This is a genomic window from Thioalkalivibrio sp. AKL7, assembly GCF_000381705.1.
Lineage (GTDB): Bacteria > Pseudomonadota > Gammaproteobacteria > Ectothiorhodospirales > Ectothiorhodospiraceae > Thioalkalivibrio > Thioalkalivibrio versutus.
The window spans coordinates 226,850-249,561 of sequence record NZ_KB906949.1 but is presented as its reverse complement, the minus strand read 5'-3'; the positions used below and the strand labels follow the sequence as shown (position 1 = coordinate 249,561).

Annotated in this window: 14 protein-coding genes, 1 tRNA gene and 1 pseudogene; 5 read left to right on the top strand and 11 right to left on the bottom strand. The window is 67.8% G+C overall.

Annotated elements, in window-relative coordinates; translation table 11 throughout:
* Positions 1-1,407, bottom strand: coding sequence for a cytochrome ubiquinol oxidase subunit I (locus G315_RS0106125; RefSeq protein WP_018950731.1), 1,407 nt, complete (start codon positions 1,405-1,407; stop codon positions 1-3).
* Positions 1,408-1,775: 368 nt separating this feature from the next.
* Here G315_RS0106125 and G315_RS0106120 point away from each other — a divergent pair, with 368 nt between their 5' ends.
* From G315_RS0106120 to cydC, 3 genes are all read left to right on the top strand, one after another.
* On the top strand, positions 1,776-3,161 hold the full coding sequence (locus G315_RS0106120) for an NAD(P)/FAD-dependent oxidoreductase (protein WP_018144298.1): 1,386 nt from the start codon (positions 1,776-1,778) through the stop codon (positions 3,159-3,161).
* Positions 3,162-3,263: 102 nt separating this feature from the next.
* Positions 3,264-4,883, top strand: coding sequence for a thiol reductant ABC exporter subunit CydD (gene cydD, locus G315_RS0106115; protein WP_026338831.1), 1,620 nt, complete (start codon positions 3,264-3,266; stop codon positions 4,881-4,883).
* On the top strand, positions 4,876-6,561 hold the full coding sequence (gene cydC / locus G315_RS0106110; protein WP_026338830.1) for a thiol reductant ABC exporter subunit CydC: 1,686 nt from the start codon (positions 4,876-4,878) through the stop codon (positions 6,559-6,561). Before cydD ends, cydC begins: the two co-directional genes overlap by 8 nt.
* Before the next feature lie 350 nt (positions 6,562-6,911).
* Here the strand turns inward: cydC and G315_RS0106105 are convergent.
* The 9 genes from G315_RS0106105 to G315_RS0106065 form a co-directional block, all read right to left on the bottom strand.
* Positions 6,912-7,002 (bottom strand) — tRNA-Ser (locus G315_RS0106105).
* 95 nt (positions 7,003-7,097) lie between these two features.
* Positions 7,098-7,352, bottom strand: a complete 255-nt coding sequence (gene csrA, locus G315_RS0106100; protein WP_018144301.1) for a carbon storage regulator CsrA — start codon at positions 7,350-7,352, stop codon at positions 7,098-7,100.
* A 68-nt stretch (positions 7,353-7,420) separates the two neighbouring features.
* Positions 7,421-8,665, bottom strand: a complete 1,245-nt coding sequence (locus G315_RS0106095) for an aspartate kinase (protein WP_018144302.1) — start codon at positions 8,663-8,665, stop codon at positions 7,421-7,423.
* Positions 8,666-8,957: 292 nt separating this feature from the next.
* Positions 8,958-11,567: an alanine--tRNA ligase gene (gene alaS, locus G315_RS0106090; protein WP_019612108.1), complete on the bottom strand. Its 2,610-nt coding sequence runs from the start codon at positions 11,565-11,567 to the stop codon at positions 8,958-8,960.
* Between the two features lie 127 nt (positions 11,568-11,694).
* Positions 11,695-12,183: a regulatory protein RecX gene (locus G315_RS0106085; RefSeq protein WP_026182017.1), complete on the bottom strand. Its 489-nt coding sequence runs from the start codon at positions 12,181-12,183 to the stop codon at positions 11,695-11,697.
* A complete protein-coding gene (gene recA / locus G315_RS0106080; RefSeq protein ID WP_018144305.1) occupies positions 12,158-13,204 on the bottom strand; it encodes a recombinase RecA in 1,047 nt (348 codons plus the stop codon). Before recA ends, G315_RS0106085 begins: the two co-directional genes overlap by 26 nt.
* 228 nt (positions 13,205-13,432) lie before the next feature.
* On the bottom strand, positions 13,433-16,888 hold the full coding sequence (locus tag G315_RS0106075) for a mechanosensitive ion channel domain-containing protein (RefSeq protein WP_019612107.1): 3,456 nt from the start codon (positions 16,886-16,888) through the stop codon (positions 13,433-13,435).
* A 450-nt stretch (positions 16,889-17,338) separates the two neighbouring features.
* Positions 17,339-17,872: a CinA family protein gene (locus tag G315_RS0106070; protein WP_018144307.1), complete on the bottom strand. Its 534-nt coding sequence runs from the start codon at positions 17,870-17,872 to the stop codon at positions 17,339-17,341.
* A 7-nt stretch (positions 17,873-17,879) separates the two neighbouring features.
* Positions 17,880-18,182 (bottom strand): PilZ domain-containing protein, encoded by a 303-nt coding sequence (locus G315_RS0106065; RefSeq protein ID WP_018144308.1) that lies wholly within the window; start codon positions 18,180-18,182, stop codon positions 17,880-17,882.
* A 562-nt stretch (positions 18,183-18,744) separates the two neighbouring features.
* Between G315_RS0106065 and mutS the strand changes: the two genes are divergently transcribed.
* Positions 18,745-21,342, top strand: a complete 2,598-nt coding sequence (mutS, locus tag G315_RS0106060; RefSeq protein ID WP_019612106.1) for a DNA mismatch repair protein MutS — start codon at positions 18,745-18,747, stop codon at positions 21,340-21,342.
* Between the two features lie 15 nt (positions 21,343-21,357).
* Here mutS and G315_RS14715 read toward each other — a convergent pair.
* Positions 21,358-21,987: pseudogene (locus G315_RS14715) on the bottom strand (TolC family protein).
* Between the two features lie 166 nt (positions 21,988-22,153).
* Here G315_RS14715 and fdxA point away from each other — a divergent pair.
* Entirely contained in the window at positions 22,154-22,477 is a 324-nt protein-coding gene (gene fdxA / locus G315_RS0106050; protein WP_018144311.1) for a ferredoxin FdxA, read from the top strand.
* The last annotated feature ends 235 nt before the right edge of the window (positions 22,478-22,712 follow it).

Below are 22,712 nucleotides of genomic sequence, written 5' to 3'. Positions count from 1 at the left end.
TTAGCTCCTTTCACCGCTTACCGCGGCGTCATCGATCCAGGTATCGGCGGCCGACAGGGGACGCTTGGCGTGCGCCGCTGCATGCGTGGCATCGGCCGGTTCCGGGCCCTGGCGCACGATGCGCACCAGGTAGTAGACGCCCCCGGTGAACACCGCCGCGTAGACCGCGACGTAGCCGATCAGGGTGAACAGGGCCATGCCGCCGGTCAGCGCCGGGGTAATGCCCTCGGCGTGGTTCATCACACCGTACACCAGCCAGGGCGCGCGCCCCGTCTCGGTCACGAACCAGCCCGCGACCACCGCAAAGAACGGCGCCGGGATCATCCAGGACAGCCCCCTGAGGAACAGCGGGGAGGCGTACATCCGGCGGCGGAAGCGCAGCCAGGCACCGGCCAGGGCGAACAGGATCATCACCATGCCGATCGCGACCATGATGCGGAACGACCAGAAGGTGATGCCCACCGGCGGGCGTTCCTCCGCGGGGACCTCCAGCAGACCCGGCACCTCGCCATCCAGCTCGTGGGTCAGGATGAAACTCGCCATCTTCGGGATGCCGATCTCGAAGTGATTGGTCTCGTTGGCCGAGTCCGGGATGGCGAACAGCAGCAGCGGGGCACCGCGCTCGGTCTCCCACACGCCTTCCATCGCCGCCACCTTGGTGGGCTGATGCTCGAAGGTATTGAGGCCGTGGATATCCCCGACCACCAGCTGCGCCGGGGCCGCGAACAGCAGCACCCACATGGTGGTGCCCAGGGCCTTGCGATTCATCACCACGTCGCGCTGGCGCAACAGGTACCAGGCCGAGACCCCGGCGACCACAAAGCCCGCCGTCAGCAGCGAGGCCAGGCCCATGTGGAAGAAGCGCGGCCAGAAGCTCGGGTTGAAGATCGCGGTGATCCAGGAGGTGACGTGGAACACACCGTCCTGCAGTTCGAAACCGACCGGCGTCTGCATCCAGCTGTTGGCCACCAGGATCCAGAACGACGAGATGAACGTGCCCAGCGCAACCATCAGCGCCGCGAACAGATGCACGCCCTGCGGGACCCGGTCGCGCCCGAACAGCAGCACCCCGAGGAAGGCCGCCTCCAGGAAGAACGCGGTCAGCACCTCGTAGGACAACACGGGCCCGAGGAAATTGGCCGTGGCGTAGGAGAACGCGCTCCAGTTGGTGCCGAACTGGAACGACATCACCAGCCCGGAGACCACCCCCATGCCGAACACCACCGCGAAGATCTTGATCCAGAACTTCGAGATCTGGGTATAGAGCGTGTCGCCGGTCTTCCAGGCGCGGAATTCCAGAAACGCGATAAACGAAGCCAGCCCGATCGTGAAGACCGGGAAGATCGCGTGAAACGAAACAACAAACGCGAACTGGATTCGCGATAGCAGTATGGGGTCGAGCTCCATGGCCTTTCCTCCGTCGTCAGGGGCACGCCGAAATGACGTATCGATGAACCTCCTAACAAGTACCGTGCCAGACTGCCTGTTCGCACCACGATGGCTGGCTGCACGCTACAAACCGGTGTTTTCCGCCCGGCGGGCACAAGCAGCCACCGGCCCGTTTCTGCCATATTTGGCAGTCTGATCCCAGATGACTGCCATAACCGGCAGCTCGATCCCGCCCATACCGGCACACAAGGCCCAGTGGAGCGGCCTGCCGGTGTTGGCATGCAACTTGTAAGCAATCCGTCACACGAAGCGCCCGGTCGACGGCGCGACCATCGCAACTGACCCGCCCGGTCTCCGGCGCGGCAGACGGATACGCGGAGAGAGCCATGCATCATCCCGAAGACCCGAAGCATCCCGAGATTGAAAAGGCCCTGGCCCGTCAGGCCGACGAGACGCTGCGGGGCCTGTCCCGGCGCGATTTCCTGAAGATCGCTGGCGCCGCCGGCCTAGTGTCGGCGACCGGCGTACAGGCCGCCCCGGCCCGCGCGGCGGTCTCCAGCCAGGCCCGCATCGTGGTGCTGGGCGGAGGTGCCGCGGGGATGACCATGGCCGCCCGCCTCCGCGACCTGCTGGACGGGGCCCGGATCACGATTGTCGAGCCAAGCGAGATCCATCATTACCAGCCCGGCTGGACCCTGGTGGCCGCGGGCGTCTACTCGGTGGGCGAGGTCCAGCGCCGCAACGAACGCTACATCCCGCGCGGGGTGGAATGGATCCGCTCCGCGGTCGCGGCCATTGATCCCGAATCGCAGCGGGTCGAGACCACCGACGGCGATCGGCTGGACTACGACTTTCTGGTGGTCGCGACCGGGCTGCACCTGGACTACGAGGCGATCGAGGGGCTGCGCCGCGAGGATATCGGCCGCCCCGGCCTGACCAGCCTGTACGCCAGCGCCGAGGCCGCACGCGACGCCTACGAGCAGATCCATGCGTTCGGCGAGAACGGCGGGGTGGCACGTTTCACCATCCCCAATACGCCGATCAAGTGTGCCGGTGCGCCGATCAAGGCGACCTTCATCGCCGATGACCTGCTGCGCTCGGCCGGTCAGCGCAACGGGGCCGATTTCCACTATCACACGGCATCGGACACCCTGTTCAGCGTGCAGCGCTTCGACCACATGGTGCGCGACCTGTACGCCGAACGCGGCGTGAGCGTGAACGACGGTGGCGCCCTGGTGGCGGTGGACGTCGACGCCCGCCAGGCCCAGTTCGAGACCCGTGACGGCGGGCGCGAGACCGTGGACTACGACTATCTTCACGTGACCCCGCCGATGCGCGCGCACGACTTTGTTCGCGACGCCGGGCTGGCGGTGGAGGACGGGCCCCTGGCGGCCGGTGGCTGGTTGGCGGTGGATGACCGCACGCTGCAGCACACGGACTACCCGAACATCTTCGGGGCCGGGGACGTGGTCGCGACCGCGATCGGCAAGACCGCATCCACCGTGCGTTCGCATGGCGCGGTGATGCCGGACAACCTGGTGGACGTGATCCAGGATCGGGAGCCCTCGCGGCAGTTCGACGGCTACACCTCCTGTCCGCTGATCACCGAGGTGGGCAAGGCCGCCCTGGTGGAGTTCGACTACAGCCTGCAGGAGGTGCCGACCTTCAGCTTCCTCGACCAGGGGGAACCCAGCTGGATGTGGTGGCGCCTGAAGGTCCACATGATCAAGCCGCTGTACTTCAACATGCTGCGCGGGCGCTATCTGCGATAGTCGATGACGCAAGTGCCCGGAACAGACGCGGAGGCGACAGACGCCCGGACCTCGCCGGGCCCATGGCTGCGCGCGCGCCAGCGGCTGCACCGCCGCTGGCTTGTGCTAAGTGCCACCAGCACGCTGGTGGCGACATTGGCCACCATTGCCCTGGCGGGGCTCGTGGCCTGGGCGGTCCACGGCACCCTGTTCGCCCCCGAGGCCCCGTACCTCCCGGGCATCCTGCTCGCGGGCCTCGGGTTGCTCGCCCTGCGCTATGCCGCCCAGGCCCTGCGGGATCTGGCCGGTCACCGGCTCGCCTTTGCGGTGAAGCAGCAGCTGCGCGCCGATCTCCTGCAACAGGCCCGGGAAGCCGGACCGGCGCGGCTGGCCGGGCAGACCACCGCGGGCGCCTGGGCGGAGCAGTTCCAGACGCGGGTGGATGACCTGACCGGCTACTACGCCCGTTACCTGCCGGCGCGCCAGGCCGTCATCCTGACGCCGCTGGCCATCCTGGTCGCGGCACTCTGGCTGGACTGGCTCGCCGCCCTCCTGTTGCTGCTCGCCGCTCCGCTGATCCCGGCGTTCATGGCGATCGTCGGCATGGGCGCGGAACAGATCCACCGGCGTCAGCAGGAGGAGGAGAACCGCCTGGCGGGGCACTTTCTCGACCGTATCCGCACCTTGGACTGGCTGCGCCGGGCCCGTGCCATCGCCGCGACCGAGACGGAGGTCGTCGAGCGCAGCCACCAGCAACGGCGCCTGACCATGCGCACCCTGCGGGTCGCGTTCCTGTCCTCGGCGATCATGGAATTCTTTAGCGCGGTCGCGATCGGCATGGTCGCGATCTACATCGGCTTCGCCCTGTTCGGCGCCATCGACTACGGCCCGGCCGGCGACATCACCCTGTTCACCGGGTTGTTCGTCCTGCTGCTGGCGCCGGAGTACTTCCTGCCGCTGCGCCAGTTCGCCCAGAGCTACCATGACCGCGCCGGCGCCCTGGCGGCGGCGGAGAGCCTCGCCCCCGCGCTTGCATCACCCACCGGCCCCGAGGCGTTGGCCGAGGCCACCGAATTCAATAGCGAGGACGTGACCGGCCCCTGGCTGCAACTCGAGGGCGTCACGGTGCACTACCCGGGTCAGCGCACGCCGATCCTGAAGGCTCTCGACCTCGAGATTCAAACCGGGGCGCATCTCGCGCTGACCGGGCCCAGTGGCAGCGGCAAGTCCACCCTGCTCGCGGTGTGTGCCGGTTTCCTGCCACCCGCCGAAGGCCGCGTCCGGCGCCATCCTCTGGCCCGGCACTTCGCCTGGATCGACCAGGACGCCCATCTGTTCCACGGCAGCCTGCGCGAGAACCTGCAGCTCGCCCGCCATGCAACGATCGCCGATGCGGAGATGGCCACGGCGCTGGAGCAGGCCGGGCTGCCCGTAGATGCACCGGAGCTCCCTGACGGCCTGGATACCGCCATCGGCGAGGCCCGGCACGGGCTCTCAGGCGGTCAGGCCCAGCGGGTCGCCGTGGCGCGCGCCCTGCTCTCGGGGCATCGGCTCTGGCTGCTCGACGAACCCACCAGTGCACTCGACCCGGACACCGAACAGGCCTTGCTCGACACGCTGTTTCGGCTGGCCGAGGCCCGTGGCCTGACGCTGGTGATCGCGAGTCATCATGCCGCCATTCACCAGCGCTGCCCGCAACGCCTGGACCTGGCGCCGGCGACACCGGGGGCGCGCCATGCGTAACGGTCCCCGCGCGGAACTGGCCTTTCTGCACCGCGTATTCCGCCAGCGCCGGGGCTGGTACTGGGGTGCCTGGGGACTGCTGGCGCTGACCTGGATCGCCGGCATCGCCCTGCTGGCATTGTCCGGCTGGTTCATTACCGCCACCGCCCTGGCCGGCGCAGGCCTGCTGGCCACACTCGACCTCTACGTGCCCTCCGGCGGCATCCGTACCGCCGCGATCAGTCGCACCCTGGCGCGTTACTTCGAACGCCTGGTCAGCCACGAGGCGGTGCTGCGCAGCCTGGCCGACCTGCGCGGCCACAGCTTCCGCGGCCTCGCCGCGCTGCCCATGGAACGCATTCGCGCCTACCGCAGTGGCGACCTGCAGACGCGCCTGACCGGCGACATCGACACCCTCGATGCGATGCCCCTGCGGGTGGTCGGCCCCATGATCGCGGCCGCGATCAGCCTGGTGGTCACGCTGGTCATCGCCGTCTGGCTGGCACCCTGGCCCGCCGCGGTCGTACTCGCCACCTCCGGCGTCGCGACGCTCGCGGTCTCCGCCGTGCTCGCCCTTGCCGGGCAGCGCCGCAGCCACGCGCTGGTGCAGGCCCGGGCCGGCGAACGCGTCGGACTGTTTGACTACATCGGCGGCCTGGCCGAACTGCTGGCCTACGACCGTGCCCGCGAGCACGAGGCCCGCCTGCGCCGTGAAAACGACGCCTACGCGCTCCGGCAACGGACGCAGGAGGCGTTCGGGGTCGGCTCCGAGCAGATCGTGCAGGCCGTGGTCGGCGCCTCCGCCCTGCTGATGCTGGTGCTGGCACTGGGCTGGTATCGCGACGGGGTACTGAGCGCGCCGGTCGCGGTGCTGCTGCCGCTGATGACCCTGGGCCTGGGCGAGGTCCTGGGCAGCCTGCCCGGGGCATGGTGGCGTGCCGGAGAGAGCCTGGAGGCCGCCGGGCGGGTGCAGCATCTGGAGGCGGCCCCCACCCATACCCCCGCACCCGCCGAGTACGTGGACCCGACCCCGCCTGACGAGGCCCCGGCGCTACACGCACAGGGCCTGACCATTGGCTTTCGCCGCGAGCGCCCGTTGCTCGGCCCCCTGGACCTCGAACCCGCGCGTGGCTATCCCCTGGTGATCAGCGGGGCCAGCGGGCACGGCAAGAGCACGCTGCTGGACACCCTCGCCGGCGAACTCCCGCCCCTGGCCGGTACCGTAGCGCTCGGCCACGACGATCTGGCAAGAATCCCGACCGATGCCCGCTACCGCCACATCAGCTACCTGCCCCAGGGCCTGCAACTGCCGGACACGACTCTCCGAAGCATCCTGTCGCCGGCGCACAGGTCTTTGAGCGATGCCGCACTGTGGGAGGCCCTGGAACAGGTCGATCTCGCCGAGGCCGTGCGCGGTACCGACGAGGGTCTGGACTACCGCATCGGCGAGGGCGGCGCGTCCCTCTCCGGCGGTCAGCGCCGCCGTCTCGCCCTGGCGGCGGTCGTCCTTCAGGACCGACGGGTCATCCTGCTCGACGAGCCCTTTTCCGGTCTGGATACCCCCACGCAACAACGAGTGGTGGAACGGCTGCTGCCCTGGCTGCAGGACCGTCAGTGCATCCTCGTCACCCATGCCCCGGGACAACTGCCGGCCCGCTGGCCGCGCCTCGAGCTCGCGAAACCGCTCGGCCGGAACTGAGGCCGGCGACGGGACCTCGCAGCGAAACGTGCCCGACACACCGGCACCCGACTTTCGGTGGCCGCACGGACAGGTTCGGGTCACGAAGCAATGGGGGACGGGCTGGGGGACGAACGCCGGAGCCAGACGTGCGAAAGGGGCCACTCGGGCCCCTTCGCAGGATTTGGCGGAGAGTCAGGATTACGCCCGGCTGCGCCGGTCGCCCTTCGGGCCGCCTTCGCTACGCTGCGGCGTTCCGGTGTCGCTACGCGCCACCGGTCGAACCATCGTTCTTGTATCTCGGGTTCGAATCCCGGAAATCTCGGGGGCCAGACATGCGAAAGGGGCCACTCGGGCCCCTTCGCAGGATTTGGCGGAGAGTGAGGGATTCGAACCCTCGATGGGCTTTTGACCCATACTCCCTTAGCAGGGGAGCGCCTTCGACCACTCGGCCAACTCTCCGGAAACGCGGCACAGGATAAGGCCTTGGGCCTTCAAATGAAAGGCCCGGAAGGCTGATCGCAGCCTCCGGGCCTTTCGCTTTCCTTACGGGAGGTTCAGTCGTCGCGTGCGCCTGCCGCGGCACCACCCGCCCCAGTACCACCGCCACTGGAATTCTCGCCGCCGCCCTCACCACTGGCGACATTCGCTTCACGCTGAATGCGCTGAAAGATTTCCTCGCGATGGACCGCGACGTCCTGGGGTGCGTTGATGCCGATGCGGACTTGATTGCCCTTGACCCCCAGGACGGTGACGGACACATCATCGCCGATCATGAGGGTCTCGCCCACACGCCGAGTCAAAATGAGCATGCTCTTCTCCGCAGTGCCTGTGTCGGACGGAGTCGGTCGTCCGGTAACCGTTTTACGGTCTGTCATCCTTAACCGTCCTCCTGTTGACCGACTGGGGTCTGTTCGAGTTCAAACGCATCGTGCAATGCACGCACTGCAAGTTCGAGGTACTTCTCATCTACGACCACGGAGATCTTGATCTCCGAGGTGGAGATCATCCGGATGTTGATGGTTTCGCGCGACAGGGCCTCGAACATCTTGCTGGCGATGCCCGCGTGCGAACGCATACCGACCCCGACCACCGAGATCTTCACGATGTGCGTATCCCCGGAAACCTCGCGGGCGCCCAACGCCTTCGCGGCCGCCTGCAGGATCTCCAGGGCCTTGTCGTAGTCATTGCGATGGACGGTGAACGTGAAGTCGGTGGAATTATCCGCCCCGACGTTCTGCACGATCATGTCCACCTCGATATTGGCGTCCGCGATCGGGCCGAGGATGCGATGCGCGACCCCCGGCTGATCGGGGACGCCCTGAACCGTCAGCTGGGCCTCGTTCTGATTGAACGCGATACCCGCAACCAGCGCCTGTTCCACTTGCGCATCCTCCTCCGTGGTAATCAGGGTTCCCGGGCCTTCCTCGAACGAGGACAGCACTCGTAAAGGGACGTTGTACTTGCCGGCAAATTCCACCGCGCGGATCTGCAGCACCTTGGAGCCCAGGCTGGCCATCTCCAGCATCTCCTCGAAGGTGATGCTTTGCAGGCGGCGGGCCGTCGGCACCAACCGCGGATCGGTGGTGTAGACGCCGTCGACATCAGTATAGATACGGCATTCGTCGGCCTTCAGCGCCGCGGCCAGCGCCACCGCGGTGGTATCCGATCCGCCGCGGCCCAGGGTGGTGATCGCACCCTCCTCGTCCACGCCCTGGAAACCGGCCACGACCACGACGCGCCCGGCCTCGAGATCGCCACGCACCCGGGCATCGTCGATGCTGCGGATACGGGCCTTGTTGTGCGCACTATCCGTACGGATGGTCACCTGCGCCCCGGTGTAGGACCGCGCATCACAGCCCCGCGCCTCCAGCGCCATCGCCAGCAACGCGATGGTGACCTGCTCCCCGGTGGACAGCAGCACATCCAGTTCGCGACCGTCCGCGCGCGGATTCAGCGCGTGCGCCAGGCCCAGCAGGCGGTCGGTCTCGCCGCTCATCGCGGAGACCACGATCACCAGCTGATGGCCTTCCTCGCGCAGCTTCAGCGCGCGTTCCGCCACCGCCTGGATGCGTTCGGGCGAGCCCACCGAGGTGCCGCCAAATTTGAGTACCAGCAACGCCATTTCAAGATTCCGTTCCGTGCCCGGTCCTTGCGACCGTCCGGACAGGGCGCACCCCATCCATTAGCGTTTACTTAAGAAGCGGGCATTAAACACCAACTGGCCGCCGCATTAAAGCCCACCGCCCCGGCGAACCCCGCGCAGGGCCCCGCCATTGCGAGGCCCCAACCGGGCCATGGCAGCCTCCGTCCAAAACCACCGGATCCCGCCGAACCCTCCGGCACCCGGGCTGCCCGCGGAGATCGCCGCGGCGCTACGCGCCAAGCGATGACGGGGATCGCAGCATACGGGGCGGTCAGGCGCGTTCGCGCACCCAGGCCTCCACCGAGGCCAGGGCCGCGTCCAGCTTGTCCGGACTCTGGCCGCCGGCCATCGCCATGTCCGGACGGCCGCCGCCCTTGCCGTCGACCTGCGTAGCGACATGGCCCACCAGATCCCCAGCCTTGAACTGGCCGGTCTCGGCCTTGGTCACACCTGCCACCAGGCTGACCTTGCCCTCGCCCGTCGCGGTGCCCAGCACCACCACTGCCTTGCCGAGCTTCTGCTTGAGCTGGTCGACCATGTCGCGCAGGGCCTTGGGCTCCACGCCCTCGACCTTGGCAGCCAGTACCTGGATGCCGTCGACATCCTTGGCCTGCGAGCCGAGGTCGTCGCCGGCCTGGCTGGCCAGCTTGCCCTTCAGCTGCGTGACCTGCTTCTCCATCTCGCGAGTGCGCTCCTGCAGCTGGGCAACCTTGTCGGCCGCCTCGCCGCGCCCGGCGCGCAGGCGATCGGCGATCGCGTCCAGGTGGCCGATCTGCTCGTCCACCCAGCGCAGGGCGACCTCGCCGGCGACTGCCTCGATACGCCGGATACCCGCGGCCACCCCACCCTCGGAGGTAATGCGGAACAACCCGATATCGCCGGTGCGATCCACGTGCGTGCCGCCACACAGCTCCACCGAGGTGCCGATCTTCAGCACCCGCACCTGATCGCCGTACTTCTCGCCGAACAGCGCGACCGCGCCGGACTCCATCGCGGAGTCGATGTCCATGACGTTGGTATCGGTGGCCTCGTTGGCCAGGATCTCGGCGTTCACCTGGGCCTCGATGGAGTGCAGCTGTTCGTCGGTCAGCGGTTCCATATGGGTGAAGTCGAAGCGCAAACGATCCGGGTCCACCAGCGATCCCTTCTGTTGCACGTGGTCGCCCAGCTGATCGCGCAGCGCCTTGTGCAGGAGATGAGTGGCCGAATGGTGGCGGCGGATGTTCTCGCGGCGCGGGCCTTCCACGGCGGCCTGCAGGGTCTGGCCGCGCTCCAGCGTGCCGGCGCGGACCTGGCCTACGTGGATGTGCGCCGCACCCTGCTTGCGGGTGTCGGAGACCTGGAAGCGCACGCCGGAACCGCTGAGCGTACCGACATCGCCCACCTGGCCGCCGGACTCGCCATAGAACGGCGTGCGGTCCAGGACCACCAGGCCCTCGGCACCAACTTCCAGGCGATCGACGGCTTCGCCATTCTGGTACAGCGCCAGCACGCGGCCCTCGTCGTCCACCGTCTCGTAGCCGGAGAATTCGGTCGCGACATCGACCTGCGGCAGACCGCCGTCGTCCATCGAGAAGTGGCTGGCCGCACGGGCCCGTGCACGCTGGCCGGCCATGGCGGACTCGAAGCCCTCCATGTCCAGCTCCAGCTCGCGCTCGCGCGCAATGTCGCCGGTCAGGTCCACCGGAAAGCCGTAGGTGTCGTAGAGCAGGAAGATGGTCTCGCCGGGGATCACCTTGCCCTCGAGATCGCGCAGGTCCTCTTCCAGGATCTTCATGCCCTTGTCCAGGGTCTCCAGGAACTTGCGCTCTTCCTTTTCCAGGACCTTCTCGACCTGGGCCTGCGCCTCGGCCAGTTCCGGGAAGGCCTCGCCCATCGCGCGCACCAGGTCGCCCACGGTCTGGTAGAGGAAGGCGTCCTGCGCGCCGACCTTGAAGCCATGGCGCGCGGCGCGGCGGATGATGCGGCGCAGCACATAGCCACGCCCTTCGTTGGAAGGCAGCACGCCGTCGGTAATCAGGAAGGCGATGGAGCGGATGTGATCCGCGATCACGCGCAGCGAGGCGGAATCCTTCTCGGTCGCACCGGTTACCCGTGCGGCGGCCGCGATCAGGTCCTGGAACAGATCGATCTCGTAGTTGGAATGCACGCCCTGCAGCACAGCCGCCAGGCGTTCCAGGCCCATGCCGGTATCCACGGACGGGCGCGGCAGCGGGTTCAGCGTGCCGTCCGCATCGCGGTCGTACTGCATGAACACCAGGTTCCAGATCTCGATGTAGCGATCGCCGTCCTCGTCCGGCGAACCGGGCGGGCCACCCGCGACCTCCGGCCCGTGGTCATAGAAGACCTCGGTGCAGGGGCCGCAGGGGCCGGTTTCGCCCATCTGCCAGAAGTTGTCGGAACCGCCGTCAGGGTCGTCGCCGATGCGGATGATGCGTTCGGCCGGGACCTTGATCTCGTCGGCCCAGACCTTGTAGGCATCGTCGTCGGTCTCGTAGACCGTGACCCACAGCTTTTCCGGCGGCAGGCCGATGGTGTCGGTCAGGAACTGCCAGCAGTAGTGGATCGCGTCGCGCTTGAAGTAGTCACCGAAACTGAAATTGCCCAGCATCTCGAAGAAGGTGTGGTGCCGCGCGGTGTAGCCGACATTCTCGAGATCGTTGTGCTTGCCGCCGGCGCGCACGCAGCGCTGGCTGGACACGGCCCGGGTGTACGGGCGCTTCTCGCGCCCGAGAAACACATCCTTGAACTGCACCATGCCTGCGTTGGTGAACAGCAACGTGGGGTCGTTGCCTGGCACCAGCGGGCTGGACGGCACGATCGTGTGTCCGTGCCCTTCAAAGAATTCGAGGAAACTCCGGCGAATGTCGGCGCTTTTCATGCGGTTCCGATAGCAATGGGGTCAAACCCGGAATGCTATCACGCAAGCGCCCCACCCGCGTATTGCCGGGCCCCGTTTCCGGCCATGTTCCTCGTCATTGCGAGGAGCTCAGCGACGAAGCACTCGGTCAGGAGTCGCTAGCGTCGTCCTTCCAGGCGGCGAGGGCCTGGTGGGCGACGCCGCCGGGGAATCCGCGACCCGCGAGGTGGCGAAGATAGCGGGCCTCGTCCTCGCGGGTCTCGGGCGGATGACGGAAGTGGCGTTCGAGCTGACCACGGGCCTGGTCGATCCAGTCGATCTCCAGGGCATCGATGGCGGCGTTCACGGTGTCGTTGCCGATGCCATTGTGGGCCAGTTCGGCACGGATGCGCTGTTCGCCGTAACCCTGCTCGGTACGGTGGCGGGCCATGAAGTCCGCGTAACGGGTATCGCTCAGATAGTCGAGCTCGCGCGCACGTTCCAGCGCGGCGTCCACGGCATCCCGTTCGAAGCCGCGCTCACCGAGCTTGCGCGCCAGCTCCAGACCGGAGTGTTCACGCCGAACCAGCAACCGCAGGCCCACCTCAAGCGCAGCCTCGGGGTCGGCCGGGTCAGCCTTGCTCCTCGACCGGGGCATCGACCGGCACGTCCTCTACCGTGGCCTTGTTGCGCTTGGGCAGCAGGCGTTCGCGCAGCGTCTTTTCGACTTCCTCGGCGATGTGCGGGTTGTCCTTCAGGTACTGGCGGGCGTTTTCCTTGCCCTGGCCGATGCGCTCGCCGTTGTAGCTGTACCAGGCACCGGCCTTGTCGATCAGGCCTTCCTTCACGCCCATCTCGATGATCTCGCCAACGCGGGAGATGCCCTCGCCGTAGAGGATCTCGAAATAGGCCTCGCGGAACGGGGGCGCCATCTTGTTCTTCACGACCTTCACGCGGGTCTCGTTGCCGATGACCTCGTCGCCCTTCTTGATCGCGCCGATGCGGCGGATGTCCATGCGCACGGAGGAGTAGAACTTGAGCGCGTTGCCGCCGGTGGTGGTCTCGGGGCTGCCGAACATCACGCCGATCTTCATGCGGATCTGGTTGATGAAGATGACCAGCGTGTTGGAACGCTTGATGTTGGCGGTCAGCTTGCGCAGGGCCTGCGACATCAGCCGCGCCTGCAGGCCGACGTGGGAGTCGCCCATCTCGCCCTCGATCTCGGCCTTGGGCGTCAACGCGGCCACGGAGTCGACGACCACAACGTCGATCGCGCCGGAACGCACCAGCATGTCGGAGATCTCCAGGGCCTGCTCGCCGGTATCCGGCTGCGAAACCAGCAGGTCGTCCACGTTCACACCCAGCTTCTCGGCGTAGGTCGGGTCCAGTGCGTGTTCGGCGTCGACAAACGCGGCCGTACCGCCGGCCTTTTGCGCCTCGGCGATCACCTGCAGGGTCAGGGTCGTCTTGCCCGAGGACTCCGGCCCGTAGATCTCGACCACGCGCCCGCGCGGCACACCGCCGATGCCAAGCGCGATATCCAGTGCCAGGGAGCCCGTGGAGATTGCGGGGACGTCCACCGCCTCCTGATCGCCCATGCGCATGACCGCGCCCTTGCCGAATTGGCGTTCGATCTGCCCGAGTGCGGCGGTCAGGGCCTTCTTGCGATTGTCGTCCACGGTATGCCTCCCGATACTTGCTGCGATGGTTTCCGACCCGTTGCCCAAGACGGGGCGGATACGGGGCCGCAGTATCCCACAGGGCGGAGAGCGACCCAACCCGTGATCGTGCAGGGACAAAGGACTTGCACAAGACACACGCGGCGCGGGAGCCAAGCCGCCTGGCCTGCGGGCAGGACGCTTGGGTTGGCCCGGGTCACGGCCCCGGGCCAACGAATCGGGCACCCGTCACCGATCCATGGGGTTTCCGGGCTCGTCGGGACCCGCCGCGGGGGGCACGGCACGACGCCTCCGGGTTTCGTCGTCGTGCAGGTGAACGTCCATCTGCGGAAAAGCGATCTCGATCCCCTGTTCGCGGAAGCGCTTGATGATCGCGGTATGGAGCCCGCTCAGCGTGACCAACCGGTCCGCCATCTGGCAGACGAACACTCGCAGTTCGAAATTCAGCGCGTTATCGCCAAACCGGAGGAAATACACTACCGATTCGGGATCCTCCAGGACGTGCGGGTCTTCGTGGGCCACCTCCAGCAGGGTCTCCCGGACAAGATCAACATCGGACGCATAGCTGACCCCCACCGGGATCACCAGCCGCGTGGTGGTGTCGCTCAGAGTCCAGTTGATCAGATGGTCGGAGATGAACGTCTTGTTGGGAACGACGATCTCCCGGTTGTCCCAGTCAACGATCGTGGTAGCACGGCCCCGGATCTTCGATACCGTCCCGCTGTATTCGCCAACGGTGATGGTATCGCCCACCCGGACCGGGCGCTCCAGCAACACGATCAGCCCGGCAACGAAGTTGGCCACGACCTCCTGCAGACCAAAACCCAGACCGACGGTCAGCGCCGCCACCAGCCACTGGATCTCGCTCCAGCGCAGCCCCAGCAGCGAGAACACCACGATCACCGCCACCACCGCCATCAGGTAGCGCAGCAGCACGGTGAACGTATAGCGCCCCGGGGCGTCCATCTTCGTGCTGCGGGAGAGCAGGATCTCGACCAGCCCCGGCAAGTTGCGCGCGGCCAGCACGAACAATACGCCAAGGAAAGTTGCCAGCAGCAGATCCTGCAGCGAGACACTCGTGGTGATCTCGCTCTCGCCAATCTCGATGGTGCGCGACCAGAGCGTAATGCCGTCCAGCCAGGCCAGGGCCGGCAGGATATCCGACCACACCCACAGCAGGCCCACCAGGGTTCCGCCCAGGGCCGCCACCCGCAGCAGCGTGCGGCTCTGGGCATTCACATCCTCCATGCTCAGTCGCGGCTCGGGTACATCGACCCCGGCCTCGCCACCACTCGCGCCCTCGGTAGTCTCTTCCTGTTCGCGGCGTTCCCGGATCCGCAGCAGCGCCAGCCGGGTCTCGCCCAGCAGCAGCCAGCGGGCCGCCAGCCCGTAGCCGAGGCCCACTGCGATCAGCACGACCACGGTACCGATCAGGTGCCTCAGCAGCTCGGCCACGGTATAGAGGTAGCCCGCCAGGGCGAGCGTGACCAGACCCAGCATCCCGATCACGACCACCCCGCGCAGCAGCAGGCGACGGCGCTCGTCCATCAGGGGCTCGCCGGTCGCGTGGTTGGGTGCCAGGAGCAGCCACGCCAGCACCCCGAAGTTCACAATGACCGCCAGCAAGGCGAGACGCCCGTAGAGATCGAACACCGCATCGCTCGGATGGCCAAAGGTCAGTGCCACCAGCAGGAACAGGAACGTCTGCAGCGGAAGAAACCAGTGCAGGTGTTGATGCAGGCGGGTGATCAACGGCTCGGACCAGCCGAAATGCGTGGTTCCAACACCATTGCGACCGATGAAGAGCAGCAGCAGGTGGCCCGCGAGCCACCATACCGAGACGGTAATCAGGGTCCGGGACAGGACTTCCACCCCGAATCCCGTTTCCGGCACCGCATGCAGCTGGAATGCAACGGACAGCAACAGGAACGGCACCGGCAGCGCGCGCAGCACGCTCCACCCCAGGGCCCTGAGGGTGACGCCGATGCGATCCGTGTAGCGATGCTGAGTGGCTTCCGCCAGGCGTTCCAGATGGCGGTGGATGTTGCGCCCCGCGAGGTACAGCAGCCCCGTCACCAGGAGCAGGAATCCGATCACCAGCGGACGGTGCAACGTCTCGCGCAGGAAGGTCTCGCGCAGGTCGGCCCAGGCGTCCGGATCCAGCAGCGCGCGACTCGCGGCCGGCAGACGCTCCAGCCACTCGCCCCCCACCGGGGAGTGGCTCGGCCACCACAGCAGGGCTTCGCTCAGGGTGCGGTCGAGCTCCTCTACCAGTTCCAGCACCGACCGCAGGCGCAGGTCGGTTTGCCGCAGCTGCTCGGTCCGCGCCTCCTCGGTGTGCAGCTCGACATTCAGCGCCTGGCGCCGCAGGTCGCGCAGCGTTGACCGGACCGGGGCTTCCCATTCCATCTCGCGGGCGTCCGGGATGGCTGCCAGGCGCTCGCGAAGGCTGATGGTGCGCAACTGTGAACGCGCCAACTCGCGTTCCAGATCGCGCAACTGGAAACGCACCTGGTCGAGGTCCCGCAGTCGCCGCTGCTCCTCCAGGAAGACCCCGCCGAGCGCCTCGGTCAGACCACTGATCTCCAGCCGCTCGTGGACATGACCAAGGGACTGTTCGAGTTCACGCTCCACCCGGAGCAGACGGTCGCGTTCCCGCTGCAGCGTTCGGATGCGTGCCTGGGCCTCGGCGATGTGGTCGAAGGTCGCATGCAGCTCCTCGATCTCCGACTCGTAGTGCCGCTGTGCCTCCGGTTCGCGCTCCAGCAGCGAACGCAACGCGCCCCGCAGCTCCTGTAGCTCCTCGCTGGAAAGTTCGGTCAGCCGCCGCTCCAGCCGCCCCTGCAGGACGCGCTGCCAGCGCAGCTCGAGTTCGAGGCCGCGCACCAGCAGACGCAGGGCCTGCATGCGCGGCGGCAGGGTATTGGCGTCCATCCGGGCGGCCAGCAGGGCGGCATCCGCCCGCCTCACCCGGGCCTGCTGCACCGCCTCTCGTGCGTCCTCCCATTCGCCCCCCTCGGTCAGGGGGCGCGGCGCGCCCTCCAGTTCCTGGCGCTCCTGGCGCAGGCGTTCCAGAGTCTCGGCGCGAACCTCGGCCTGCTCCTCCAGTTGCGACAGACGGACACGCTGATCATCGAGCTCTGTCTCCAAACGCTCGCGGTCCCGCCCGAGGCGGCCCAGTTCCTCCTCCAGACGGCGGATCGAGACCTCCTCGCCGAGCCCCCGGGGGAATGCGCCAACCCCCTCCAGCGCCTGTTCCAGTTCATCCAGGCGTTCGGGCAGCGCCCGGGCGGTCGCCGCGCGATCGATTGCCCCCTGTACCCGTTCGACGCCCGCCTGCTCGACCTCGCGGGCCTCATCCCAGAGGGCTCGTTCCTCTTCTGCCCGCTCTTCATCGGCGCTGCGCTGCTCGAGTTCCGCGAGTGGACTGGCGGCCAGCCACGCCTCCGCCTCCTGCGTATCCACCGCATCCAGCAGTTCGGGCAGGCGGTCACGAAAGGCCGCGAGATCGGTTTCCAGGGCATCCACCTCCGCCGGGGTGACCGCCTCCGGCGTGTCCGGCGATGGCGCCTCCTCCGCCCAGGCATGGGGACCGCCCGAGGTGATCCACAGCAGCAGGGCCAGCGCATGGATCGCCCGCCTCCCGAACCCGCGGCGTTTACCGGATACGTGATTCCCGTTCATCGTTCCCTCGCCCGTTTGCCGGTTCGCCCAGCCCGAACCGCCCCGCGCGGCGGCCATACGCCGCATGTGATACCGGCCTGTCGGGGGTCTTGATCTCCAAACCACCAACATATACCGCCCGGCACCGTTTCGCCCGTTTGCGATCCGCGCAGTGGGGAACGCCATGCTGGACGGTGACGGGTGGCACAGGAGCACGACCCGGAAGTTGCAGCCAATCACGTTCCGGTGCCAAGGCCGTACGCGCAGGCGGAGTCTGTGACGGAATTGCGTTGTAATGGGACCGGGGAGCGAATAGCGTTACCCGCGAGCACCATCCCCCTGTGTGCTCCGCGCCCCGAGCCTTCCCCCAACAGGCCGGGGCGCTCTTTTTTCGGCTTGCCGTTGACGATCCGGCGGAAATCGGCAACCAGCACCCCTCCGGGAAGGGATGCAGGGGACTTTCGCCGAGCGTCAGGCCGCCTCGTGGGCGAGCAGCTCGCCCAGGGCGTGGAGCATCGACTGCAGCCGAACGGCATGGCGTTCGCCGTCGAAATGGCAGGTCTGAACCCGAGCGGGACCGCCGCGCGTCTGCCAGCCAAAGCAGACGGTGCCCACCGGCTTTTCGGGCATCCCGCCGCCCGGCCCGGCGATGCCGGTGACCGACAGGGCGTGATCCGCGTCGCAGCGGGCCAGGCCGCCCTCGACCATCGCGCGGGCCACGGCCTCGCTGACCGCACCGTGCTCCTCGATCAGTTCGGCCGGGACACCGACCATCGCAGTCTTCGCGGCATTGGAGTACGCCACCCAGCCGCATTCGAACCACTGCGAGCTACCCGGAATATCCGTCATCGCCTGCGCGATGCCGCCGCCGGTGCAGGATTCCACGGTGCACAGGCGTTCGCCCTTCGCCATCAGGCGCTCGCTCAGGTCATAAACCAGGGCCGACAGGCTCGGGGCGTCGGACTCGCGGAGGGTCAGGAGGGTAGTGCTCGATTCTGCCGTCATGGCGCGATCATCCCTCCGGATCGAAGGCGACCGCAACCCGCCAGCCGTTGCCGGATGCGCCCTCGACGGGGGCGCAGCGCACCACGCGGCCGTGGCGCTCAAGACCCTCCAGGCGACCGTCCGGGCTTGGCACCGAGACCGTAATGCCCACACCGGCATCGGTCTCGCGCTGCGCCACAAAGGCGCAACCCATGGCGGAGAGGTCCTCCAACTGCACGCTGATGGACTCGCCACTGGAGCGCCAGGTGACGCGCGCCGCCGTGCTGACCTGCATCCGCCGGTGATCGCGCCGATCCTCTTCCCCGATCATGCTCGCCTCCTCCCTGACATCGCGTCGCTTGCGCTGTCCCGAGTGTGGCACAACTCCCGCACCTGACCCAGCTGCCATGTCGGGCACTGCATCCGTATACTGCGCGTCTGCCCGGATCGAGCGCCGCCGGACCGATGAGCGCCGCCGCCCATACGCCGATCAGATGTCGCATTAGCCGGGCAAATCGCGGGCAGGCCACGCCACAGGGCCATGCCAGCCGCGCGAGCGCCGGCCCCCTGCTTGAGGGCGTTACAGGCAGGGGTATGGAGCGTTAGTTGGCCTGCTTGCGGTCCGCATGGGCGCGGGATAGCGTGACTGAAGAGCACCGCCCCCCTGTGTGCTCGGCGCCCCGTGCCTCCCCCCCTGAGGCCGGGGCGTTTCTCGTTGGGGTACGGAGCCCGCACGGGAGCACGGGGGATTGCCAACCGATGCCGCCGCGCGCGTGATACCGTGCGCGGCGAACCGCCGAGTATTGGACAAATGTCTGATTGCGAATCCCGATTTTCTGGACAGCCGCTAACAAGTGACTGACAAGACGCCACTTTCCGCACACACCCCGATGATGCAGCAGTACCTCGGTATCAAGGCCGAGTACCCGGATACGCTGCTGCTCTACCGCATGGGTGATTTCTACGAGCTGTTCCATGATGACGCCGAGCGCGCCGCGGGACTGCTCGATATCACCCTGACCCGGCGTGGCGAATCGGCCGGACAACCGATCCCCATGGCCGGGATCCCGGTGCACACCCTGGAAAGCTATCTCGCGCGCCTGCTGAAGCTGGGCGAGAGCGTGGCCATCTGCGAGCAGACCGGCGCGGTCGGAGAACAGAAGGGCCCGGTCAAGCGCGAGGTCGTGCGCATTGTCACCCCCGGGACGGTCACCGAAGAGGCCCTGCTGGAGGCCCGCAGCATCAACCGGATGGTCGCGGTGTGCCCCGCCGGCTCGGCCGCGATCAAGGGCCGCAAGGAGGGGTACGGGGTTGCCAGCCTGGAGTTCGCCTCCGGCCAGTTCCGCCTGCTGGAGGTGCGCGACGCGACCGAACTGGCCGCCGAGCTGGCACGGCTGGACCCGGTGGAATGCCTGATCCCCGACCAGGCCGCGCCCATCCCCGGGATCGAGGGCTTCGCCCCCCAGCGCCACGCGGACTGGCATTTCGACGGTGTCTCGGCCCGCCGGGTCCTGACCACCCACTTCGGCACCCGCGACCTCTCCGGCTTTGGCTGCGACGGCCTGGACCTGGGCATCGCTGCGGCCGGCGCCCTGCTCGCCTACGTGCAAAACCGCCATCGCGGGGATCTCGCGCATATCACCGGACTGGCGCACGAGCTGCGCAGCCAGATGCTGGTGCTGGACCCGGCCACCCGCCGCAACCTGGAGCTGACCCGCACCCTGGGCGGCGAACGCCACGGATCCCTGCTGGCCCTGCTGGACACCACCCGCTCGGCGATGGGTTCGCGCCGGCTGCTGCAGTGGCTGCACCAGCCACTGCGCGACCGCGCCATCATCCGCGAGCGCCAGACCGCGATCACCGGACTTCTGGAGTCGGGGGCCACCGCGCCCCTGCGCGAGGCCCTGGCCGGCAGCGCGGATGTCGAACGCATCCTGTCGCGTATCGTCCTCGGCAGCGCCCGGCCGCGCGATCTGACCGCCCTGCTCGCGAGTCTCGAACGCCTGCCGCCCCTGCACCAGACCCTGACTCCGCTGGCCGCCAGCGCAGCCTCCCTGCAGGCGCTGTACGAGGCCCTGGCGCCGGAAGACGAGCTGAGCGCGACCCTGGCCGCCGCCCTAGTCGAGGAGCCACCGCTGCGCGTCACCGACGGCGGCATGATCCGCGCCGGCTTCGATGCCGAGCTGGATCGCCTGCGCGCACTGGAGAACGATGCCGACTCGTTCCTGCGCGAGATCGAGGCGCGCGAGCGCGAGGCCACCGGCATCCCCACCCTGAAGGTCGCCTACAACCGGGTGCACGGCTACTACATCGAGGTCTCGCGCACGCGCTCGGCGGAGCTACCCGGGCGCTTCATGCGCCGCCAGACGCTGAAGAACGCCGAGCGCTACACCACCGAGGAACTCAAGCGCTTCGAGGACGAGATCCTCTCCGCCCGCGAGCAGGCCATGGCCCGCGAACGCGCCCTGTTCGATGGCCTGATCGCCGAGCTCCAGGGTCGCGCCCCGCGTCTGCGCGTGATTGCGGACGCGCTGGCCGAACTGGATGCCCTGGCCTGCCTGGCCGAGCGGGCCAGGCGCCTGGACTGGCACTGCCCGGAACTGGTCGACACGCCCGGCATCCGCATCGAACAGGGCCGCCACCCGGTAGTGGAGGCCGGCCTGGATGCGCCCTTCGTCGCCAACGACACCGCGCTGGACCCCGAAGAGCGCCGTCTGCTGGTGATCACCGGCCCCAACATGGGCGGCAAGTCCACCTACATGCGCCAGACCGCGCTGATCGTGCTGCTGGCCTGCATGGGCAGCTTCGTGCCGGCCGCGCGCGCGCAGATCGGGCCGGTGGACCGGATCTTCACCCGCATCGGGGCCTCCGACGACCTGACCTCCGGGCGCTCCACCTTCATGGTGGAAATGACCGAGGCCGCCAACATCCTGCACAACGCGGGCCCCGAGAGCCTGGTGTTGATGGACGAGATCGGCCGCGGCACCAGCACCTTCGACGGCCTCGCCCTGGCGCTCGCCTGCGCCGAACGCCTGACGCGCCACAATCGCGCCCTGACCCTGTTCGCCACGCACTACTTCGAGCTGACGGCGCTGGCCGAACGCGAACCGGCGGTCGCCAACGTGCACACGGATGCCATGGAACACGAGCACAGCATCGTGTTCCTGCACCAGGTCCGCGAGGGGCCGGCCAATCAGAGTTACGGCCTGCAGGTAGCGCAACTGGCCGGGGTACCGGCCGATGTCCTGAAGCTCGCGCGCCAGCACCTGCGCGAGCTCGAGGACCGCGCCGCCGAGAGCGACTCGCCGCAACTGGGGCTGTTCACGCCCAAGCCCGACCCGGCCAACGTGGCCGTACCCGAACCCGAGCCGTACGAAGCGGAGGCACGCGCCCTGAAGGCCCTGTTCGACACGCTGGATCCGGACGACATGTCCCCGCGCGAGGCCCTGGATGCCCTCTATCGGATGAAAGACACCCTGCGCGAAAAGTAGCCGCTGCGTCGGGGGTCAGTCGTCCGGATCCGCGGGCGTGACCGCCTCTTCCTTGGCATCGTCCGGATCGCCATCTTCCAGCACATCCGACGGGATCGCCGCGCTGTCCCAGCCGCCACCCAGCGCACGGAATAGCGTCGCGGTGGCCGCCAGCCGATCGCGCGAGGCCTCGGTCAGGGTCAGGCCTCGCATCCAGCAGGGCGCGACGCGCGTCCAGCACCTCCAGATAGCCCACGAAGCCGCCAAGATAGCGCCGCTCCGCCAGGTCAAGGACCTCGATCCGGGCACGCATCTCGCGCTGGCGTGCCTCCACCCGCTCGCCTCCTGCCCAAACAGGGCCGCCAGATTCAGGCTCGGCAACCATTCGGCCCGCGCCTGCACCACACGGGCCGCGGCGATCCCAGCGTCGAGGTCGTTCTCCAGGGCGTCGCGCACTAGGCGGTCGAGCTGCGGGTCCTCGAACCTCTCCCACCAGAACTCGGCATCGGCGGAGTTCTGGTCCATCTGCTCGCCAACCGCCCCCGGCCACGCCTCCGGGAGGGCGACCTCCGGGCGCTCGCAGTCCGGCCCCACCGCACAGCCCGCCAGCACGAGGGCCACACGGGGACGCCACCGACCCATCCCGTAAAGGCTGTTGCAGCCCATCGAATCCCGAAATGACGCCGGCCCGCGCCCGGGATTCACGACTCCGGTGGTGGAGGCGTTACAATGCCGCCATATCCTGTCGGCAGGGCCAGGGACACGTGCCGCCGCGACCATGACCGGGCCTCAAAAATCCCGGTCAACTGACTGAATTCAAAGGGAGACAAGCATGGCTTTCATCGTTCTCGATAACTGCATCAAGTGCAAGTACACCGATTGCGTCGAGGTCTGCCCGGTCGACTGCTTCCATGAAGGACCGAACTTCCTGGCCATCGACCCCGACGAATGCATCGACTGCACCCTGTGCGAGCCGGAATGCCCGGCCGAAGCCATCGTGCCGGAAGACGATGTCCCCGAAGACCAGCTTCAGTTCATCGAACTGAACGCCGAACTCGCCCGCACCTGGCCGGTCATCACCGCGCGCAAGGACCCGCCGGCCGACGCCGAGGAATGGGACGGCGTCGATAACAAACTGCAGTACCTGGAGCGCTGACCCCGGTCGAACCGGTACCCGTCAGCCGCTCAGCCCCGGGCGAGGCACGCGTTTAGGCGATGCACCGCCTGGGGAACGATCTCTTTGCCTGCCCCTGGCCCAGCACGAGGCCCATCCGCCCCGCTACCGCACCCTTCCCCAGGAAGTGCTCGACACGCGGCCGCCTCCACGGCGGGCCGCATCGGCCCGCGGACGGCACTCCTACACGTGTTTGATGATCGACCCGACACGAAAG